The organism is Corynebacterium tuberculostearicum (assembly GCF_016894265.1).
Classification (GTDB): domain Bacteria; phylum Actinomycetota; class Actinomycetes; order Mycobacteriales; family Mycobacteriaceae; genus Corynebacterium; species Corynebacterium tuberculostearicum_D.
Window position 1 is genome coordinate 70,926 of the sequence record NZ_CP069791.1, and the last position, 19,092, is coordinate 90,017.

Annotated in this window: 18 protein-coding genes and 1 pseudogene; 6 read left to right on the forward strand and 13 right to left on the reverse strand. The window is 63.8% G+C overall.

What is annotated here, in order from left to right:
• Positions 1–24 precede the first annotated feature (24 nt).
• Positions 25–879 (reverse strand): annotated as a pseudogene (locus I6J28_RS00380) (sucrase ferredoxin); the annotation flags it as partial.
• A 110-nt stretch (positions 880–989) separates the two neighbouring features.
• On the opposite strand from I6J28_RS00380, the gene I6J28_RS00385 reads away from it, so the two are divergent.
• Entirely contained in the window at positions 990–1,547 is a 558-nt protein-coding gene (locus tag I6J28_RS00385) for an AMIN-like domain-containing (lipo)protein (protein WP_023020638.1), read from the forward strand.
• Here I6J28_RS00385 and I6J28_RS00390 read toward each other — a convergent pair.
• On the reverse strand, positions 1,544–3,067 hold the full coding sequence (locus I6J28_RS00390; RefSeq protein WP_204610139.1) for a Y-family DNA polymerase: 1,524 nt from the start codon (positions 3,065–3,067) through the stop codon (positions 1,544–1,546). The two genes, I6J28_RS00385 and I6J28_RS00390, sit on opposite strands and share 4 nt — an antisense overlap.
• Entirely contained in the window at positions 3,064–3,660 is a 597-nt protein-coding gene (locus tag I6J28_RS00395) for a hypothetical protein (protein ID WP_204611368.1), read from the reverse strand. The genes I6J28_RS00390 and I6J28_RS00395 overlap by 4 nt, the downstream gene beginning before the upstream one ends.
• 130 nt (positions 3,661–3,790) lie before the next feature.
• On the opposite strand from I6J28_RS00395, the gene I6J28_RS00400 reads away from it, so the two are divergent.
• Both I6J28_RS00400 and I6J28_RS00405 read left to right on the forward strand, forming a co-directional pair.
• The gene (locus I6J28_RS00400) at positions 3,791–4,210 is read left to right on the forward strand and encodes a hypothetical protein (RefSeq protein WP_005322680.1); all 420 of its coding nucleotides are present in this window, start codon (positions 3,791–3,793) and stop codon (positions 4,208–4,210) included.
• Positions 4,211–4,347: 137 nt separating this feature from the next.
• The gene (locus I6J28_RS00405) at positions 4,348–5,385 is read left to right on the forward strand and encodes an HNH endonuclease signature motif containing protein (RefSeq protein ID WP_204610140.1); all 1,038 of its coding nucleotides are present in this window, start codon (positions 4,348–4,350) and stop codon (positions 5,383–5,385) included.
• A 66-nt stretch (positions 5,386–5,451) separates the two neighbouring features.
• Here the strand turns inward: I6J28_RS00405 and guaA are convergent, their stop codons facing one another.
• Positions 5,452–7,026 (reverse strand): glutamine-hydrolyzing GMP synthase, encoded by a 1,575-nt coding sequence (gene guaA / locus I6J28_RS00410; protein ID WP_204610141.1) that lies wholly within the window; start codon positions 7,024–7,026, stop codon positions 5,452–5,454.
• Between the two features lie 33 nt (positions 7,027–7,059).
• Here guaA and I6J28_RS00415 point away from each other — a divergent pair, with 33 nt between their 5' ends.
• Entirely contained in the window at positions 7,060–7,431 is a 372-nt protein-coding gene (locus I6J28_RS00415; protein WP_204610142.1) for a hypothetical protein, read from the forward strand.
• Between the two features lie 111 nt (positions 7,432–7,542).
• Here the strand turns inward: I6J28_RS00415 and I6J28_RS00420 are convergent, their stop codons facing one another.
• The gene (locus tag I6J28_RS00420) at positions 7,543–8,706 is read right to left on the reverse strand and encodes a GuaB3 family IMP dehydrogenase-related protein (protein WP_005322688.1); all 1,164 of its coding nucleotides are present in this window, start codon (positions 8,704–8,706) and stop codon (positions 7,543–7,545) included.
• 7 nt (positions 8,707–8,713) lie between these two features.
• Positions 8,714–10,234: an IMP dehydrogenase gene (gene guaB / locus I6J28_RS00425; protein WP_204610143.1), complete on the reverse strand. Its 1,521-nt coding sequence runs from the start codon at positions 10,232–10,234 to the stop codon at positions 8,714–8,716.
• A gap of 119 nt (positions 10,235–10,353) precedes the next feature.
• Between guaB and I6J28_RS00430 the strand changes: the two genes are divergently transcribed.
• Complete coding sequence (locus I6J28_RS00430; RefSeq protein WP_005326826.1) at positions 10,354–10,725, forward strand: DUF5319 domain-containing protein; 372 nt, start codon at positions 10,354–10,356, stop codon at positions 10,723–10,725.
• Positions 10,726–10,728: 3 nt separating this feature from the next.
• Here I6J28_RS00430 and I6J28_RS00435 read toward each other — a convergent pair whose 3' ends face one another.
• Complete coding sequence (locus tag I6J28_RS00435) at positions 10,729–11,484, reverse strand: hypothetical protein (protein ID WP_204610145.1); 756 nt, start codon at positions 11,482–11,484, stop codon at positions 10,729–10,731.
• Positions 11,485–11,549: 65 nt separating this feature from the next.
• Positions 11,550–12,122, reverse strand: coding sequence for a sigma-70 family RNA polymerase sigma factor (locus I6J28_RS00440; RefSeq protein WP_204610147.1), 573 nt, complete (start codon positions 12,120–12,122; stop codon positions 11,550–11,552).
• Positions 12,123–12,428: 306 nt separating this feature from the next.
• Between I6J28_RS00440 and I6J28_RS00445 the strand changes: the two genes are divergently transcribed.
• Positions 12,429–12,731 (forward strand): WhiB family transcriptional regulator, encoded by a 303-nt coding sequence (locus tag I6J28_RS00445; RefSeq protein ID WP_005326832.1) that lies wholly within the window; start codon positions 12,429–12,431, stop codon positions 12,729–12,731.
• Between the two features lie 9 nt (positions 12,732–12,740).
• Here the strand turns inward: I6J28_RS00445 and I6J28_RS00450 are convergent, their stop codons facing one another.
• The 5 genes from I6J28_RS00450 to I6J28_RS00470 form a co-directional block, all read right to left on the reverse strand.
• Complete coding sequence (locus I6J28_RS00450) at positions 12,741–15,068, reverse strand: AAA family ATPase (protein WP_204610149.1); 2,328 nt, start codon at positions 15,066–15,068, stop codon at positions 12,741–12,743.
• Between the two features lie 64 nt (positions 15,069–15,132).
• The gene (groL, locus tag I6J28_RS00455) at positions 15,133–16,749 is read right to left on the reverse strand and encodes a chaperonin GroEL (protein WP_204610151.1); all 1,617 of its coding nucleotides are present in this window, start codon (positions 16,747–16,749) and stop codon (positions 15,133–15,135) included.
• An 8-nt stretch (positions 16,750–16,757) separates the two neighbouring features.
• Positions 16,758–17,051: a co-chaperone GroES gene (gene groES, locus I6J28_RS00460; protein WP_204610153.1), complete on the reverse strand. Its 294-nt coding sequence runs from the start codon at positions 17,049–17,051 to the stop codon at positions 16,758–16,760.
• 186 nt (positions 17,052–17,237) lie between these two features.
• Complete coding sequence (locus I6J28_RS00465; RefSeq protein WP_204610175.1) at positions 17,238–18,479, reverse strand: FtsX-like permease family protein; 1,242 nt, start codon at positions 18,477–18,479, stop codon at positions 17,238–17,240.
• On the reverse strand, positions 18,463–19,068 hold the full coding sequence (locus tag I6J28_RS00470; protein WP_204610176.1) for an ABC transporter ATP-binding protein: 606 nt from the start codon (positions 19,066–19,068) through the stop codon (positions 18,463–18,465). Before I6J28_RS00470 ends, I6J28_RS00465 begins: the two co-directional genes overlap by 17 nt.
• Between the last annotated feature and the right edge of the window lie 24 nt (positions 19,069–19,092).

A 19,092-nucleotide genomic window follows, 5' to 3' on the forward strand; every position in this document is an offset into this window, starting at 1 on the left:
CCGCTTGCCGACGCCGCCCCTCCCCGCGACCGGCTCCACGCCGGTCGCTACGATGGCTTGGCCCGTCTTCGGGGCGTCACCACACGAAGAAACCACACCTTCTACCTCGCGCTCCTCGAGCGTCACGCGCCAGCGCCGGCCGTCAATGTGGCTGACCTCGCCGCTATCAGTGGCGGTGAGCTGGCCGTAGGAGAGCTCCTCGCCGGCGTCGATAAGCGCTCGGGCCACCGCCAACTCCGCCACCTGGCCGCGCGGGCCGAAAATACCGCGCCCGCGATTTACCGGGTAAAAATACTTTCCCCGCGCCGCCGCCGCAATCATCTGCGCGGCGGCTTCTTTATTCATTCGTCCAAAGGAATAGCCCCACGGCATGAGCATGACCGATGGCGCGAACCGGTGTCCCTTCGTGTGCGAGGTCTCCCAGACCATATCCGGGTAATCCTCCACCAGCTCCGCGGCCAACGGCCGCCCCTTGACCGCACAGCAGGTATCGCGCTTCGCGTGCGTACACACCAAAACCAGCGGTGTTTCCACTGCGCCGCCTCCATTGCGTCTAGGTCCTGTCAGATCCAGATCGAGGATTTTCTCCGGCCCCGTCAGCAGCACGAGTTCCATCACTCCCCGCTCGGCCCACACCAGGTAGCAGCGGTGCATCTTGCCTACCTGGCGGCCGTCGCGGCCCGGTCGGCGGATAAGCTGCAGCCCCGCCACGCCCTTCAGCTTGGCCTTGAGCTGCGCCGTGAGCTCCGGCCCAAAGGTATCGCCATCGAGCACGTCTCGCGACCATCCGCCCGGCCACTCAAAAAGCACATAGACGGATTCCTTCTTCGCCGTGCCTGGCAGCGGCTCTACCTGGATATCTGAACAGAACTCGGTCATATACCTAAGCCTAACCTTTCTGCATTTCAGCTCACACCCTTGGCCACAATTCGGCCACGAAATACCCCCTCGGCTATACAGTTCACGGCCGAAACTATAACCTAGGGGGCATGCTAAAAGTCCGTCTCGCCGCAACACTCCTCGTCGCTGCTTCCCTCAGCGGCTGCGCCGCCCAAGAGACGGACCGCACCACCATGGCTGCATCTGCGGATAACTCCCGGCTCAATCCACTAGGCCAGGCCAATATGGAAATGAAAACCCTCCGGCCGCAGGCCCCCTCCGAGCTCACGGTGACTAACGTGCGCATCGGCCAGCACGAGGGTTTTGAACGCGTTGTCTTTGAACTCGACGGCAGCGGCTCTCCCGGCTGGTTCGTAGACTATGCCGACACGCCCACGCAGCAGGGTTCTGGCAAGACTATTGACCACTCCGGCGAGACCGCACTCAATGTCAATATCGACGGCGTGGTCTACCCCTTCGAGGCGGGGAAGGACGATCCCCACATCGGCGTGGTGGATGCCCCCGTAGAGGGAGTCGTCACCCAGGTGGTCAATGGCGGTACCTACGAGGGCCGCTGCCAATTTGTCATCGGCATGACCTCTCGCAAACCTTATTCCGTGCAGGTTCTCGATAACCCCACCCGCCTCGTGGTCGATATTCGCGATTAATAGGTCGCCTCAACTCGCCAGCGGCCGCCGGACCATACCAAGAGCCAGGCCCGCTGATGCTCTTCGTGCTCGGCTTGCCCCACCGCCTGCAGGCGCGCCACATGCTGCGGGGTATCGGTCCACCACTGCGTATCCACCGGCCACGGCCCGGCCCAGCCCAGCACGCGGAAACGATGCGCACCCCAGCTCAAGGCCACCGGCGCCCCAGACAGGAGGGCCTCGGCGGTGACGAAGACGGGGCGCCCGGCGGCGTCGATAAGCCGAATGCGCGCGGCCGGGTGATTCGGCCCACCGCCCAGCCGCGCGGGCAGGGGCGCGGGAATGCGGCCGGGCCACTCGCCGTCCGGCGGGGCATCGCGCTGCTCGCCATAGGGCACGTACTCGATGCGCTCAGCTACCCCACGGCCGCCCACCGCCCGCGGCTGCAGCACGCGGTCCACCCCCAGCTGCGATTGCACGCGGGCAATCACGCGCTTGACCTGCTCCTGCGATCCTTCCCCGCCCCACAGGCCGGTGGCGGACGGGGCGGCAACCTCCACCGGCTCCAGCGCCAGGCGGCTAATGGCCGCGCCCTCACCAGTAGCGCGCGTAAGCCAACCATCGAGCTGCCAGCGTACACGGTCCGCGGTGGCCTGCTCCGTCAGCGCCTCCTGCGTGCGCCATACCCGCGCCAGCTCCTCACCGGTGCCAAACTCCGCCACCACGCGCAGCCGCAGGCACACCTTGCCGGCCTCTTCCAAGCGGGCATGCAGCCGGGCCGCGAGTTGGCGGGCCGCGAAGGCCGCCGCGTCCACGCGCTCGATGCGCTCTTCCATTTCCACCGCCAGATCCGGGCGCGCCAGCTCTGGGGCCACGCGCCTATCCGCACGGGCCTGGGCCAGTTCGTGGGCGCGCCGGCCAGGCTCGCCAAACCGGATGGCTACCTGCTTAAACGGCAGCGCGGCTAAGTCGCCCAGACGCCGCACGCCTAGCTTGTCCAGCTGTGCGATAAACCCCGCCTCAAAGCCCAAGGCCTCATCGGCCGCCAGCACACCTACGGGCTGGGTGGCCAAAAACTCCCGCGAGCCGCCCTCCGGCACCACTGCGCCCACACCACGGTGCCGGGCTGCGATAACGGCCGTGGCAATCTCATCGGCAACGCCGAGGGTGGAGTCGAAGCCGGCGTACGAAGAGGCGTCGACAAGCATCTCTAGTGCTTTCTCCCCGTGGTAGTGCAGAGCCGCGCCCGCATCCACAATCGCCAGGCCTGGGCGCAACACCTCCACCGAGGACGCCACCGCATCTAAGCCGGCCGCGACCTCCGCAAACGCCGCGCCATCCCGGTCCGGATTGGCCTCCACCACTGCGGCCTCGGGGCACAGCGCTTGGGCCTGGCGCAGGCGCATCCCGCGCCGAACACCCGCCCGGCGCGCCCTCCTATCGCACACCGCCACCGAGTGATTGCGCGCAATAACCATAGGGCTCTGCCCGCCGGCGGCCTGGATGGGCCAATCCGGAAACCACACGGCCGCTACCCTCATACGGCCTCCAACCGGCGGCGCTCACCCACCGTGAGCACCCCGCGCGAGGCCCCCTGCTTCGAGGTCACCTCCACGTCCATGTCCACGCCGCGAATGCGCCCGCTGCCCTTGCCGACGCCCCGATAGGCACTCACCCGCGCCCCTATCCCCACCGCCGTGCCGGGCAGGCGCGTGCCCACCGTAAGCACCGCCGCGCGCCCGCCGCGCACTTTTGCCAGCACCGGCCGAGCCTTGGTGGGGCTTACCTCGCCGGGCGGCCCATGGTGGATGACGAGGTCCAACCCTTCCGCCAATACTCCCGCCACCATCCAGGAATCCAGGCCCGGATCCGGCACGGTTACCACGCGTTCGATAGCACCCTCCTCGGCCACTTGTGCGAGTAGCAAATCCGGCCACCCCACCACTCCCACATACCCGCCGCGGGCGGTGAGATGACAGATAAGCTCCACCACCAGCGCCGGGCAGTTCACACAGTGCACCACCTGCCGGCGCGCCAGCCCACCTGCGGGAAGCAAGCGCGCCAGGCCAGGGAGCGTATCTACCAGCTCTTCTTCCGGGCCGCGCTCCATAGCGCGCATGCGGGTACGCAGCATCGCCACGCGGTCCGACCTACTTAGCCCGGCCACCGCTTTCTCTAGGCGAACGCTCGTTTGACTCACCCGAATAGTATGAACCCTCACCCGGACACATGCAAGTGTATGTTCGAATGGTAGCCTTAGCGGCATGAACTTCAACGCTGCCTACGGCGCCATGCGCGAGCACACCACCCCCATCCCTACTCCGCCATGGGTGCGCTTGGGCTCGTCCATCCTCATCGGTGCAGCCGTGGCACTCTTGGCTAGCCGCGCGCATATCTTTGCCGCACTGGTTGGGGCGCTCGTATGCCTCGTGGCGGCCTTCGTCCTCGTCTTTGCCCACCCCTACCGCCGTGCGATGCGCGCTTATGCCGACAAGCGCAATGTCGCTCTAGTTCCTACCATCGCACAGCTCGTGCCACTGATGATTCTGTGGCTTATGGTGATGCTCGCGCCCATCGTGGCCCTGCCTGCGTGGGGCGCCGGGCTGGTGTGGCTAGTGGTCTTTGGGCTGAGCTTTTTCGTCTTCCCCCATGTAGATGGCACGCGCCGGCTCGCGTTTGCCTAATCTAAACGACACTTTTCGGGGTTATCCACAGCTTTTCCGACCCATGGCGGGTATGCGGGCCGGGTTATCCACAGAATCGGCCGTAGCGGTTGCGCCGGCCGTGCGCTGGTGTAGGTGCGCGCCGTAGCGTTGCAGGCATGAACGCACTCGAGACCTACCTCACCGCCTTGGGCCCTGGCATGGATATCATCGCCGGGTGCCAAGGCATGTCCGGGTCCGAGCTCATGGACCGCGGCGCGCCCGATGCCATCGCCGCCGATCTGCTGCTTTTGTGCGAAAGCTACTTCGGCCGCACCAAATTTACGCGCCTGCAGCGCCGCGCTATTGCCGACGCCCGCCGCAACACCCACTCCATCGCCACCCTTACCGCCCTAGAACGCATTGTTAACCGCGCGCCCAGCAAAAAGCAGGCCTGGCAGCTGCGCGCGGAATGCTGCGCGATGACCAGCTCAATGAGCCACATCCTTAAACACGCCCGACGGCGCTTGCGCGAAATGAAGGACAACACCGTAGCCCCAGGCGTGCGCACTTACCGACGCCCCAATGACTTCTGGACGCTTGCCATCACCGGAACCTCTAGTTTCATCGCGGATCTCAACGCCGCACTGGCCGCGACCGGAAAGCAATCGCTCGAGGCGGTAGAAAAGATCTTCTTTGACCAAGCTGCGGCCGCGCGGGCAGAAGTGGTGACCAATGCCATCGTGCCGTTAGACAAATTCATCCGCATCCGCGACGGCCGCGGCAATGATATCGAGCTCGATCTGACCAATGGCGCCACCATCACCGGCACCGAATATCTGCGCCGCGTGCTCAACGACGTCGGCTTTGCTGGCGACAAAGAAACCGGCTACGTCACGCTCGTGCACCCCGAAGAAGGTCCAGTCAATCTCTACCGCACGGCGCGCGTGGCCAATGACAAGCAGCGCATTATGGCCGCCGCAGAAAACCCACGCTGCGCCTGGCCGGGCTGCAACCAGCCGGCCGACCTCTCCCAAGTCCACCACCTTAAAGCGTGGAGCAATGGCGGGGAGACGAATATGAAAAACCTGGTCATGTGCTGCGCTTACCATAATGGCGTCAACGACGATGACCCCAACGCCCCACCTCGACGCGGCCGCCTCGAGCGGGTGGGCGGGCGCATTGTGTGGCGGCCACCGTTTACCCCACGCGAGTAAGCGCCGGCGCCAAAACGAGCGAAAAGGCGCTCAGCACTAGACTGAGCGCCTTCTACGCATGCCGTTTTACTCCCACTCGATGGTTCCCGGTGGCTTGGAGGTGCAGTCCAAGACCACGCGGTTGACGTCCTTCACCTCGTTGGTGATGCGGGTAGAAATCTTCTCCAGCACCTCGTAAGGCAAACGGGTCCAGTCTGCGGTCATGGCGTCTTCCGAGGACACCGGGCGCAGCACAATCGGGTGGCCATAGGTACGGCCGTCGCCCTGCACGCCAACGGAGCGGACATCGGCCAGCAGTACTACCGGGCACTGCCAAATCTGGTCATCTAGGCCGGCATTGGTCAGCTCGGTGCGAGCAATAAGGTCTGCCTCGCGTAGCGTCTCCAAGCGCTCCTCGGTTACCTCACCGATGATGCGGATACCCAAGCCCGGGCCAGGGAATGGCTGGCGGCTAACGATCTCTTCTGGCAAGCCCAGCTCGCGGCCGACGGCGCGAACCTCGTCCTTAAACAGCAGGCGCAGCGGCTCGACCAGCTTGAACTCCACGTCATCTGGCAGACCGCCGACATTGTGGTGAGACTTAATATTCGCCGTGCCATCGCCGCCGCCAGACTCGACAACGTCCGGGTACAGAGTGCCTTGGACGAGGTAGTCGATGGTGGAGCCTGCGGGGGCGTCGTCAAGCACGCCTGCAACCGCGCGCTCAAAGGAACGGATAAACTCCGCGCCGATGGCCTTGCGCTTGGCTTCTGGGTCGCTAACTCCTGCCAGCTTTTCCAGGAAGGCAGCGCGCTCATCCGCAGTCACCAGCTTCGCGCCGGTGGAGGCGACAAAGTCCTTTTCTACCTGCTCGCGCTCGCCGGCACGCAGCAAGCCGTGGTCAACAAAGACACAGGTGAGGCGATCTCCAATGGCACGCTGCACCAGTGCGGCCGCTACAGCGGAATCTACACCGCCGGACAGGGCGCAAATAGCGCGGCCTTCCTCGCCCACCTGCGCGCGGACATCCGCGATGAGCTGCTCGGCGATATTATCGGCCGTCCAGTTCTGCTCTAGGCCAGCAACCTCAGTAAGGAAGCGGGTAAGCACCTCCTGGCCGTGCGGCGAGTGCTGTACCTCAGGGTGGTACTGCACGCCAGCCATCTTCTTGTCTAGGCACTCCATCGCTGCAACCGGAGCACCGGCCGACGTGGCCGTAACCTCAAAACCTTCAGGAGCGGCAGATACGGCATCGCCGTGAGACATCCACACCTTGTGGGTAGCCTCCAGGCCTTCGTGAAGTACGCCGCCCTTAACATTCATATCGGTACGGCCGTACTCACGCTCGCCAGTCGACGACACGGTGCCACCAAGCGCATGGTTCATGGCCTGGAAGCCGTAGCAGATGCCGAAGACGGGAATGCCGAGCTCAAGCAGCTCCGGCTTCAGGGCCGGGGCGCCGTCGGCATAAACGGAAGACGGACCGCCCGTCAGAATAAGCGCGGCGGGGTCTTTAGCTTTGATTTCCTCTACAGAAGCGGAGTTGGGGACAACCTCGGAGTAAATCTTGGCCTCGCGCACGCGGCGGGCAATAAGCTGCGCGTACTGAGCGCCAAAGTCCACAACGAGGACGGGGCGCGGGGTAGTATTTGGCTTAGTCACGCCCCATAGTCTAACCCACTAAACTGATAGCTTATGAAGCGCTTGGCTATTGTGCTCGCCGCGAGCCTGTTGTTGTGCGGTTGTGACGCCACCCCAACTACGGCCGAGGTGGCGTCTGCGCTGGATGAACAAGGCCCGCAACAGGTAACACTTCCGGCCGCGGAAATCTTTGGAAGCGAGTGGGATGAGTGGGTTCCATTGTGCGGCACGCAGCAGGCAGAGCGCGTGGGGCATCCAGAAGTAGCGCAAAATTCGGTGGTTCTACGCGCGAGCGGCGAAGAGAAGGTTGTAGAGCTCAATCCCTCGGGAGTACGCGTGTGCCCAGTCCACAACTCAGGGCAATGGCGGCCAACGACGGACAAGACCACGTGGAGGCGTGAGGGCGGCTGGCAATTGGTTTCCTAAACCACTCTCCTACCTCGCCAACTGGTATCTGTTCGGCGACGAAGGAAGCCCTGAGACAAAGAAACGCGGCTGCGCCAAGAAGGCACAGCCGCGTCAGGACTCTCGCGCGGATTAGTAGCGAACGGCGAGTTCGACCTTCTGGAAGGACTTCAGGTCGGTGTAGCCACACTTGGCCATGGAACGGCGCAGCGCGCCGACCAGGTTGGTGCGGCCAAAGGGCTCGCTGGAGGGACCGTGCAGCACGGTTTCCAGCGACGGGGCGGCCGATTCTTCTGTGGCTTCGGCCGGGGTACCGGTGGTGAGGAAATCGACGTCCAAGTCGGTATCGGCCCCGGAGAACTGAACGAAGCCGCGTGGGAAACGCGGGTGGCCGGCCGTGGCAGGCCAGTACCAGCCCTTGCCGCCGGCCTCGCGGGCCTGGGCAAGCAGTGGGCCGAGAGCAACACCGTCAGCGCCGCAGGCAAAAGCCTTGGCAATATTGCCGGAGTTTTCAAACTCGGTATCGGCGATGATGTGTACATAGCGGCCGCCGGTCTCGTCGAGGTAGTCGCGGCGGGCTGCGGCGGCGTCGGCAATCGCGGTGCCCATGGCCGAGTCGATGCCTACGGTCTCGGCGTTAGTGGTCACGCCTGCGCCAACGATGACGCCGGCCGCACCGGTGCGCATCAGGTGTAGCGCAGTGGTGTAGTCGGTAACTCCGCCGGCGATGACGGGAACGTCAAGGGAGCCAATGAACTCCTTGAGGTTCAGCGGTTCACCGCCGGTAGCCACGTGCTCGGCCGACACCAAGGTGCCCTGGATAAATAGCAATTCTGCACCGGCCGCGATGACCTTTGGGGCCATCTCTCGCGCATTCTGCGGAGAAACGCGCACAGCGACGGTAACTCCGGAGTCGCGGACTTGGGAGATGCGTTCGGTAAGGAGGGCGTCGTCAAGCGGTGCAGCGTGCAATTCTTGGATGATGGAGTTATCACCCGGCTGCGAGTAAATGCGGGCTAAAGCTCCCTCGAGGTCCTTGTGGCGGCCCCACAGGCCCTCGGCATTGATGACGCCGAGGCCACCTTGCTTGCCCATCTCGATGATGAACTCAGGGGTGGCGAGCGCATCGGTGGGGTGGGACACGAAGGGGATGTCGAAGGTATAGGCGTCGATGTGCCAGGTGGTGTCCACGTCCTTGGAGGAACGGGTGCGGCGCTGCGGCACGATGGATAGTTGCTCTAGATCAAAGGTGCGGCGGGCCTCGCGGCCGATGCCAATTTCGGCGTATTCACGCATGATATTCCTAGCGGTAGTTTGGTGCTTCTGCGATTTGCTGCAGGTGGTGCGGGTGGGATTCCTTCAGGCCCGCGGCGGTAATTTGGACGAAGCGCTTGGTCTTTAGCTCGGCCAGGGTGGCGGAGCCCGTATAGCCCATGGAAGCGCGCAGACCGCCAATAATCTGGTGCACGATGGCATCGATATCGCCACGGAAGGGCACGCGACCCTCGACGCCTTCCGGAACCAGCTTGTCTTCGCTGCGGACATCGGCCTGGAAGTAGCGGTCCTTGGAATAGGAACGCTTCTCACCAGAGAGGCCACGGCCCTGCATGGCGCCCATGGAGCCCATGCCGCGGTAGCGCTTGTACTGCTTGCCCTGGTAGACCACGATATCGCCGGGGGCTTCGGTGGTGCCGGCAAACATGGAGCCCAGCATGACGGTATCGGCGCCGGCCGCCAGGGCCTTGGCGACGTCGCCGGAGTACTGCATGCCACCATCGCCGATAACCGGCACACCGGCCGGGCCAGCTACTGCGGCGGCCTCCATCAGGGCCGTAATCTGCGGCGCGCCCACACCGGCGACGACGCGGGTGGTGCAAATGGAGCCCGGGCCGATGCCGACCTTGATAGCGTCGGCGCCGGCATCGATCATTGCCTGGGCGGCCTCGCGGGTGGCGAGGTTACCGCCGATGACATCGACCTTGGAGCCGAAATCCTTCTGCACGCGGGAGACCATTTCCAGCACGCGGTTGTTGTGGGCGTGGGCGGAGTCGACGACGAGGGCGTCCACGCCGGCGTCGACAAGCGCGGCGGCGCGCTGGTAGGACTCTTCGCCGGTACCGATGCCGGCCGCAACCAACAGTCGCCCGGCCGAGTCCTTGGACGCGTTAGGGTACTGCTCGGTCTTGACAAAGTCCTTGACGGTAATCAGACCGGTGAGCTTATTGTTCGCATCGACGATGGGCAGCTTTTCCACCTTATTGGCCGAGAGCAGTTCGAGGGCTTCCTTCTTGGATACGCCCTCGCGCGCAACGACGAGAGGCATGGCCGTCATGACCTCGCTGACCTTGCGGTCAAAGTCAGGCTCGAAGCGCATATCGCGGTTGGTGCAAATGCCCACCAGGGTGCCATCCTCGTCTACCACCGGCAGGCCAGAGATGCGGAAGCGGGCGCACAACGCGTCTACTTCCCCGATGGTCATATCCGGGCGGGCAGTGATGGGGTCGGTGACCATGCCGGACTCGGAGCGCTTCACAATCTCTACCTGCTCGGCCTGGTCCTCGGTGGACAGGTTGCGGTGCAGCACGCCGATACCACCCTGGCGGGCCATGGCAATGGCCATGCGGGCCTCAGTCACGGTATCCATGGCGGCCGAGGCAAGCGGAACGCCGAGGCGGATATTGCGGGTAAATTGCGCGCCAGTATCGACCTCGGAGGGCACGATATTGGATTCGGCGGGCAAAAGGAGCACATCATCAAAGGTCAGGCCGCGCAGGGCTACCTTGTTCGGGTCATCTCCACCAGTATGAATACGGTTCTCGCTCATCGAGGTCTCTCCTTAACAGGTTTAGCGGCTAACCCAACTGTAGTGCGTTGCCGGCCGACGACACCATTTGGGCAGGGGGTAAATTGCCTCGGGAGGGTAAGTTCAATAGGCTCGCAGGCGTGAACTTCTTCGCCAATATGCCCCGCGATCCTTTCGCCGATGATCCGAATGACCCCGCCTCCTTCCTGGAGGAGGACGAGCAGGTCATGCCGCTTACCGACGACGACCGGATCGCCATCATTCACGACCTCGCGCTGGTGCAGAAATTTGCGTCCATCCTCGGCCCGCGCGGCATCGACGGCATCTTCTTCTTGTGCGAGGATTGCCAGGAAAACCACTTTTATGAGTGGGACATTATGGCCGCCAATATGCGCGCCACCCTTGAAGGCGAGCTAGCACCGGTGCATGAGCCAGGAGCCGAGCCAGATCCCTCCCGCTACGTGCCTTGGGACTACGCCTTGGGTTACTTGGATGGCCTAGAGGGCCGCTAGCTTCTACTGCTGCTGACCCAACTCGATGGTGGTCGTCGGCGCGTCCTCAACGTTGGGGTTGGGCTGCGGGTTTGGCTGTCCTTGTTCCGTGACCACCACGGTTTCGGTGGCGTATTGAGTTTCGGTCACGGTGACCTGCTCCGGCTGCTGTTCCGGTTGCGAAGCCTCTTCCGCAACGGTTTCGGTGGTGGTCTCCGTCACGGTGTGCGGGGTGGGCTTCGGTTGCGCAGAGCGCTTTTGTTCCGCCTCGCGGTTGGCGGCGATGGCCTTTTCTTCTTTGCCTTCGGCCTCATCCAGCTTGGCGCGGGCGTCCTTCATCAGTTCGCGAGCGCCTTCAATATCGCCTTCGGCCGCGCGAGATTCCATCTCTTCCAACGTGCCGGCCAGCTCCACGTTGCGGGTCTTATCGCCCTTATCAAGGGTTCCGGCGTGCAACATCGCACCACCGGCTCCAGCGATAACTAGGGTTGCGGCCGCCGCACCGATGAGTCCATGTACGAACGGGCCGCCGCGGCGGCGCTTGCGGGCCTGGCCTAGGTCGATGACCTCAGGCTCAGCGTCGGCGCCTTCTACCAGCGGGGCTGGAGGCATCTGCTTATCGACGTCCCCCTTTAACTCCAGCAGCAGCTCCGCCAGGTCGTCCTGGCTGTCGGAAGGGTTAGTCCCCTTCGAAAGCTCGGTGAGGAATGCATCATCATCTACCAAGGGCTGGAGCTGGTCTGCAAGGCCGTCATTATCGCCGTGATGCTTCGGTGCCATGATGGTGTCTCTCCCCCTTCCTTTCTGATATGAAATATCTGCTGTAAGAGTCGGCCGCTAGGCCCTTAGCGCGCAGTTTCCTGGGCGGCTTGGAGGGTCTTTCGCAATTGAGCGAGTGCTCGGTGTTGTGCGACACGAACCGCACCTGGGGTGGAACCCACAATTTCCGCGGTTTCTTCTGCCGACAAACCGTTGAACACGCGCAGAATAACGATGTTTTTCGCCTTGTCACTTAACGTATCGAGCAAGGCGCGCATTCTGTTACTACCGTCGGCCTCCAATGCCCACTCTTCAGGGGTGGCGTCACGCGCGGAGTCTTCTGGAATTTCTTCGGTAGGGGTGGACTTATCGCGCCCCATGGCGCGGTGGGCATCGGTGACCTTGTTGAACGCAATGCCGTAGACATAGGCCATAAACGGACGGCCCTTGTCCTCGTAGGAGCCAATAGAGGTGGCCACTGCAAGACAGATCTCTTGGGCTACATCCTCCGCGGTGGGTTGACGGCCGCCACCGATGCGGGCGCGGCAGTAGCGCAGCACCTGCGGGTGAATGAGCCGCAGGACTTTTTGCAGCGCTCGACGGCTGCCGTCGACGGCATGCGGGACGAGATCCGCTAGCTCCTGTTCCTTATCACTCACGTATGCACCCTCTGACATGTTTTAGACCGGTAACTAACCATATTGGCACACGGGAAGATTATGCAAAGGCAACGCGCGGCCCCAGCGCGTGCGCAACCCGAGCGGAAGAAAATTCACAAACCGTTAACCTTTGTCGTTTCCGCTGGTAAACCGTGGTACCGGAGGGGAGATCAAGGGAAGAATACCTAAAAGTCAAAAATAGGTAACCCATCGTTAACCCACGCGCGAAACACTACGTGAGGTTGCTTTCCGTAACGCTGCGGAAGCAACACAAGAATTCTCGCCCTTACAAAGGAGCTAAGTAACGTGTCTCAGCCTCATTTGCTTCCCGGTCCCACCGCTGACCTGTGGGATTGGCAGCTACAAGGCGCCTGCCGCGGAGAAAACTCGGACGTGTTTTATCACCCAGATGGCGAGCGTGGCCGTGCCCGCGCCCAGCGCGAGAACCGCGCCAAGGCCATCTGCAATTCCTGCCCGGTCATTGATCTGTGCCGCGAGCATGCCCTGCAATCCGCCGAGCCCTACGGCGTCTGGGGCGGAATGAGCGAATCCGAGCGCGTCGTTGCGCTGCGCCAGCGCCGCCGCGCCGCCGCGCCGGTCAACGCTTAAGGCAGAAGGTTAGGGGGAGACGAGGGCGTCGGCAAGAAAGCGCCCCGTCACCGAGTCTTGCTGCTCGGCTAGGTCGGCCGGGGTGCCGCTAAAGACCAGCTGGCCGCCGGCCGAACCGGCGCCGGGGCCCAAGTCGATGGCGTGATCCGCATGCGCGAGAACGGCCAGATTGTGGTCGATGCAGATGACGGTGTGCCCGGAGTCCACCAGCTCATCCAGCAGCGTCAGAATCCGGGCGGTATCTGCCGGGTGCAGGCCGGTCGTGGGCTCATCGAGAACCAGTACATCAGCGGTGGACTTCTTATCGCTCAGGTGCGCTGCGAGCTTGAGGCGCTGGCGCTCGCCGCCGGACAAGGTGGACAGCGGCTGGCCTAGGGTGAGATACCCCAGGCCGACGGTGCACAAGGTATCGCAGATTTTCGCCGCGGCCGGGACTTTGACCTCCCGCAGGAAATCCGCGGCTTGGGCGGCCGAGAGCTCGAAGACATCCGCAATGGTGCGCCCGCCCAAGGTATAGGCCAGCACATCGGCCGAAAAGCGGCGGCCTTGGCAGATCTCGCACGTGACGTCTACCCCGCTCATCACGCCCAGCTCCACGTAGACCACGCCCGCACCGTTGCACTTGGGGCACGCGCCTTCGGAATTGGCGGAAAAGAGGGCGGGCTTTACGCCATTGGCTTTGGCGAAGGTCTTGCGGATGGGGTCGAGAGCGCCGGTGTAGGTCGCGGGATTGGAGCGGCGCGAGCCTTTGATGGGGGCTTGGCCGATGCTGAGCAAGCGCTCCCCTACCGCGGCCGGGATCTCGGCCGTGAGCGAGGATTTGCCGGAACCGGCGACGCCGGTGATGACGATCAAGACGCCTTCGGGAAAATCGACGTCGATTCCGCGCAGGTTATTGCGTTGGGCGCCGCGGACCGCGAAAGTCCCGGTAGGTGTACGCACGTTGTCCTTTAACGTAACGGGCCCCGACATATGCCGGGCCGTGGTGGTATCGGCCGCGCGCAGCTGGGCGGGGGTGCCGCTGAAGGTAATGCGGCCGCCGTCCCGGCCGGCGCCAGGGCCAAGATCCACCACGTTATCGGCCGCCACGATGTTAGAAGGATTGTGCTCTACCACGAGCACGGTATTGCCCTTATCGCGCAGCCGCAGCAAGAGGCTATTAATACGCTCGCAGTCGCTCGGGTGCAGGCCGGCGGTGGGCTCGTCGAAGACATAGGTGACGTCGGAAAGCGCGGAGCCCAAGTGGCGAACCATGCGGGTGCGCTGGGCCTCGCCGCCAGAAAGCGTACCGGCCGCGCGGGCGAGGGTGAGGTAGCCCAGGCCGAGCTCGATGGCATTGTCCACGGCCGCGGCAATGGAATCGAGCAGGGGCTGCGCGGCCGGCAGGGAAACGTCCACGAGCCAGCCGCGCAGGTCAGTAAGCTCCATCTCGCACAGGTCCGCGATGGAAGCGTCCTCGATATAGGATTCGCGGGCGTGTCGGGCCAGGCGCGTGCCATGGCAGTCGGGGCAGGCGACGAAGACGACGGCGCGCTCGACAAAGGCCCGCATGTGCTTTTGCAGGCTTTCTACCGGTTTGCTGAGCACGTTTTTGCGCAGGCGCGTGGCCAGGCCCATGTAGCTCATGTTGACCCCGCCGACCTTGGTTTTGGTCTCGGTATAGTAGAGGGCCTCTTTTTGCTCAGCCGTAAACTCGCGGACGGGAATGTCGGCCGGGTAGAGGCCGGATTCGGCGTAGGCACGCCACATCCAAGAGTCGGGCTTCATGCCGGGGTAGATAATGGCGCCGTCGGCAAGCGAAAGCTCCTCATCGACTAGGCACGACAGATCAATATCGGAGACGCGGCCGGTGCCCTCGCATTCGGGGCACATGCCGCCGGTGCGCTCGAAACGGCGCACCTCCTTGGTGCCGTTGACCTCGATGGCGCCCTGGCCGGAAGCGGAGGGCACATTAAAGGAGTAGGCCGCCGGGCCGCCGGCGCGCGGGGTGGCCATACGCGAGTACAGCACGCGCAACATGGCAGTGATATCGGTGGCGGTGCCAAAGGTGGAGCGCGAGGAGGCTGCCATGGGCTCCTGGCCCACCACGATGGCGGCCGTAAGATGCTCTAGCTTATCGACGTCCGGCCGGGCCAACGCAGGCATAAACCCCTGCACGAAGCCGGGATAGGTCTCGTTGATAAGCCGCTGGGACTCCGCTGCAATGGTGTCGAAGACCAGGGAGGATTTGCCGGAGCCGGATACACCGGTAAAGACGGTGAACTGGCGCTTGGGGATGGACAGAGAGATATCGCGCAGGTTGTTTTCGCGTGCGCCGGTGACCTTGATGTATTCCACGGGCCTAGTCTAGGCACAACAAAACCCGCCGCGCGGCAAGCGGGGCGGGCGATGTTGGGAAGGTTTAGTGCTGGTGGCCGTGGCCGGCGTCAGCAGGCTGTTCTTCCTGTGGCTTTTCCACCACGGAGGCCTCGGTGGTAAGAACCATGCGGGCCACGGAGGTGGCGTTGACCACGGCGGAGTGGGTGACCTTCACCGGGTCGATAATGCCGTTATCAATGAGGTTGCCGTACTCGAGAGTATTGGCGTTGAAGCCCTCACCGTTGGACATCTCGGCGACGCGGGAGACGACGACGGCGCCGTCGAGGCCAGCGTTTTCGGCGATCCAGAACGCCGGGCGGGTCAGGGCGCGGGCGACGGCGAGAACGCCGACCTTAGCCTCACCCTCAAAGCCCTCGGCGAAGGACTCGAGTTCCTTGGAAATCTGGACCAGCACGGAGCCGCCGCCGGCGATGACGCCCTCTTCGACGGCCGCGCGGGCCGCGTTGATGGCGTCTTCGACGCGCAGCTTGCGCTCGTTGACCTCGGTCTCGGTAGCCGCACCGACGCGGATGACGGCCACGCCGCCGGAGAGCTTAGCCAGGCGCTCCTCGAGCTTTTCCTTATCCCAGGTGGAATCGGTGCGCTCGATGTCGCGGCGAATATGCTCGCGGCGCTCCTCTACTGCTTCAGCGGTGCCGCCGCCATCGACGATGACGGTGTCATCCTTGGTGATGGTCACGCGGCGAGCGGAACCGAGCACGTCGAGGCCAGCCTCGTTGAGGTTGACGCCCACCTCTGGGTCGATGACGGTGGCACCGGTAACGACGGCCAGGTCATCCATGAATCCCTTGCGGCGCTCGCCAAAGTACGGGGCCTTAACGGCAGCGACCTTGAGCACCTTGCGGATGGAGTTGACGACGAGCGCCTGCAGCGGCTCGCCCTCGACGTCTTCCGCAATGATGAGGGTCGGGCGGTTGGTCTCGGCGATCTTCTCCAGCAGCGGCAGGAAGTCCGGCAGGGAGGAGATCTTGTTGCGGACGAGCAATACTGCGGCGTCGTCCAGCACGGCGTGGTAGGTCTCTTCTTCCGTAGCGAAGTACGGGGAAAGGTAGCCCTTGTCAAAGGAAATGCCCTCGGTGACGTCAACTGCGGAGTCGATGGTCTGGGATTCCTCGACGGTGACCACACCGTCCTTGCCCACCTTGTCCATGGCACCGGCAACCATCTCGCCAACCTCCGGGTCGCGGGAGGAGACGGTAGCTACCTGCGCGATTTCAGAGGAGGAGTTGACCGCGGTGGCGCGGGCCTTGAGCTCCTCGACGGCCTTTTCGGCCGCTGCTGCGATGCCGCGGTTAAGCTCGACTGGGTTGGCGCCGGCCGCGACGTTGCGCAGGCCTTCGAAGATGAGCGCCTGGGCCAGCAAGGTAGCGGTGGTGGTGCCGTCACCTGCGGTGTCATTAGTCTTGACAGCAACGGACTTGACCAGCTGCGCGCCGAGGTTTTCGAAGGGCTCCTCGATGTCGATATCGCGGGCGATGGTCACGCCGTCATTGGTGACGGTGGGGCCACCGAAGGCCTTGGACAGCACGACGTTGCGGCCGCGCGGGCCGAGGGTGACCTTGACGGCATCAGCCAGCGTATCGACGCCGCGCTGGATTCCCTCGCGGGCTTCTTGGTCGAATGCAATGAGCTTTGCCATAAGTGGGCCTACTTCTCGATGACGGCGAGCAGGTCACGGGAGGACAGCAGCAGGTACTCCTCGCCGTTGTACTTCAGCTCGGTGCCGCCGTACTTGGAAAAGACCACGGTATCGCCTTCGTTGACGCCTACCGGGGTGGCCTCACCCTTGTCGTTGGTGCGGCCTGGGCCTACTGCAACGACGGTGGCTTCCTGTGGCTTTTCCTTGGCGGAATCTGGGATGACCAGGCCGGAAGCGGTGGTGGTTTCAGCTTCTACGATCTGTACGAGGACGCGGTCCTCGAGAGGCTTGATGTTTGCCATGATGTTTCCTCCGTAGTGTTCGTATGCGCACCGGTATGGCGCGCGCGTGCCGGTTGTGGATGTCCAGCACAGCCGTCGTCGCGGGTGAACAACTGTGGGTCAAACAACCTGATTAGCACTCTACCCTCGTGACTGCTAACCCTCAACAATGGCTCGGCCCACATTTTTACGCCCTCAGCGATCCCCTCAGCGCTCCCGTTGCCCGGCGCGCACGAATCCGGCAAGCGCCAGCTTGACGACGCCCAGTGCGATAAACATGGCACCAAAGATTACGGCGAAGGACGGCCACCACAACTCCTCTATCAGCGTTCGGCCAAAGGAAGCCTGCGGGGTGAGCAGGTGGTGGAGTGGGAGGAGCGTCGCCAAGCACAGCGCCCAGACCACGCCGGCCGCGGTCAGGGTGAGGCACGCCGCCTCCCCCACTTGCACGCGGGCCCAGGCCGAGGGGGTGGCGCCGGCTAGGGTAAGGCCGCGGATATCGGCCGCGATGCGCCCGTGCATCAGCAGCGAGGTAAGCACAGCGCCCACGATGCTGGGAGCAAAGACAGGCCCTAAAAGGGCGACGAAGACCTGCCACGAGGACAAGGTGCCGCCGGCGCCTGCGTCGTTTGCAAAGCGCAGGCCCGAGCCGACGGCGACAATAAAGCCGCCGATGAGCACCCACGGCACGATGTGTGGGGTGGAAAAGTACCGACGCACGCGCACGTTGGCCCCAGCGATACCGGCCGGACGGGTCCATTGGTCGATACCGGGCATGAGCCAAGGTAAGACGAGAGCGACGAGGATGACCAAGCCCATCTCGGCCGAGAGCAGGTCTCCAGGGTCATCAATCTGCAGGCACCCGTATGTTGTGCCGCCAATGGCCGCGGCTGCAAGCAGGAATTTCACCGTGAGCCACGCCGGGTGTGCGGCGGCGCGCGGCCGGAATACGCGGCGCAGCGGAGGCAGCGCACCGACTAGCGCCGCGGACGTGCAGACGGCTACCGCAATGACTACGACCTGGCCGGTGATGTCAATGTCCGGCATGGGGATGCCATCGCTGCGCAGGGCGCGCACGCACGGGGCAAGCAGCGGGCGGGCAGGCAGCACGCCGAGTAGCCCGGCGCCCGCGCTGACCACTGCGACTTGGCCCAGGATAAAAGCGAGGATCATCCAGCCGGGCATGCCCACCATGCGCCAGGAGCGGTAGACCGGCTCGCGCTCGGCAATGATAAGGCGCATCTGCGATAGCGTCACCAATACCACCACGCACAGGGCCATTCCCAACACCGTGCCACCCAGCGGGCCGGCGGGGTCTTCTTCGGCCCCGGAGGAAGCCACCAGCATGGCCAGCGCCAGGGTGCACGAGGTGGAAGACACCACCAGGGTCAGCGCCACGGCCAGCCACGATAGCCAATTGGACTGTAAGTCCTTAAGCCACACCAGCATGGGCCACCTCCTCTAAGGAAATGATCCGGTCGGCCGCCTCAGCGGCGAGGTGAGAGTGAGTCACCATGACCACACTGGCGCCATCGCGGGCGGCGGCGCGCAGGTGGGAAAGGACGGTGGATGCGGTGGCGTCGTCAAGCGCGCCCGTAGGCTCGTCAGCGAAGATATAGGGCGCCTGAGCCAGCAGTGCCCGGGCGACGGCCACGCGTTGCTGCTGCCCGCCAGAAAGCTGTGCGGGTAGGCGGCGCTCTAAACCAGCAAGGCCAAGCGAATCAAAGACCTCTGCCACCTGGCCGCGTGTAGGGCGCCGGCCGGAAAAGCGCGCGGTCAAGGTGGCATTGCGCTGCGCGTTGAGGGATTCCAGGAGATTATAGTCTTGGAATACAAATGCACGCTGCTTGCGCCCCGGCGCGTTGACTCGGCCGGAGGTGGGCTTATCTAGCCCGGATAGCAGGTTCAACAGCGTGGTTTTCCCGCTGCCGGAAGGCCCCATGATGGCGACGAATTCGCCTGGGGCGATGGACACATTCACGCGATTGAGCACGGTGCGGCGGCCGTAGCGCTTGCTGAGGTTATCTGCTTTTAACATGCCTTTGATTCCACTCGGCCGCGC

Coding starts and splice junctions, on each gene's coding strand:
- I6J28_RS00385 (WP_023020638.1), top strand. CDS start 990: ATGCTAAAAGTCCGTCTCGCCGCAACACTCCTCGTCGCTGCTTCCCTC.
- I6J28_RS00390 (WP_204610139.1), bottom strand. CDS start 3,067: ATGAGGGTAGCGGCCGTGTGGTTTCCGGATTGGCCCATCCAGGCCGCC.
- I6J28_RS00395 (WP_204611368.1), bottom strand. CDS start 3,660: ATGCTGCGTACCCGCATGCGCGCTATGGAGCGCGGCCCGGAAGAAGAG.
- I6J28_RS00400 (WP_005322680.1), top strand. CDS start 3,791: ATGAACTTCAACGCTGCCTACGGCGCCATGCGCGAGCACACCACCCCC.
- I6J28_RS00405 (WP_204610140.1), top strand. CDS start 4,348: ATGAACGCACTCGAGACCTACCTCACCGCCTTGGGCCCTGGCATGGAT.
- I6J28_RS00415 (WP_204610142.1), top strand. CDS start 7,060: ATGAAGCGCTTGGCTATTGTGCTCGCCGCGAGCCTGTTGTTGTGCGGT.
- I6J28_RS00420 (WP_005322688.1), bottom strand. CDS start 8,706: ATGCGTGAATACGCCGAAATTGGCATCGGCCGCGAGGCCCGCCGCACC.
- guaB (WP_204610143.1), bottom strand. CDS start 10,234: ATGAGCGAGAACCGTATTCATACTGGTGGAGATGACCCGAACAAGGTA.
- I6J28_RS00435 (WP_204610145.1), bottom strand. CDS start 11,484: ATGGCACCGAAGCATCACGGCGATAATGACGGCCTTGCAGACCAGCTC.
- groL (WP_204610151.1), bottom strand. CDS start 16,749: ATGGCAAAGCTCATTGCATTCGACCAAGAAGCCCGCGAGGGAATCCAG.
- groES (WP_204610153.1), bottom strand. CDS start 17,051: ATGGCAAACATCAAGCCTCTCGAGGACCGCGTCCTCGTACAGATCGTA.
- I6J28_RS00465 (WP_204610175.1), bottom strand. CDS start 18,479: ATGCTGGTGTGGCTTAAGGACTTACAGTCCAATTGGCTATCGTGGCTG.
- I6J28_RS00470 (WP_204610176.1), bottom strand. CDS start 19,068: ATGTTAAAAGCAGATAACCTCAGCAAGCGCTACGGCCGCCGCACCGTG.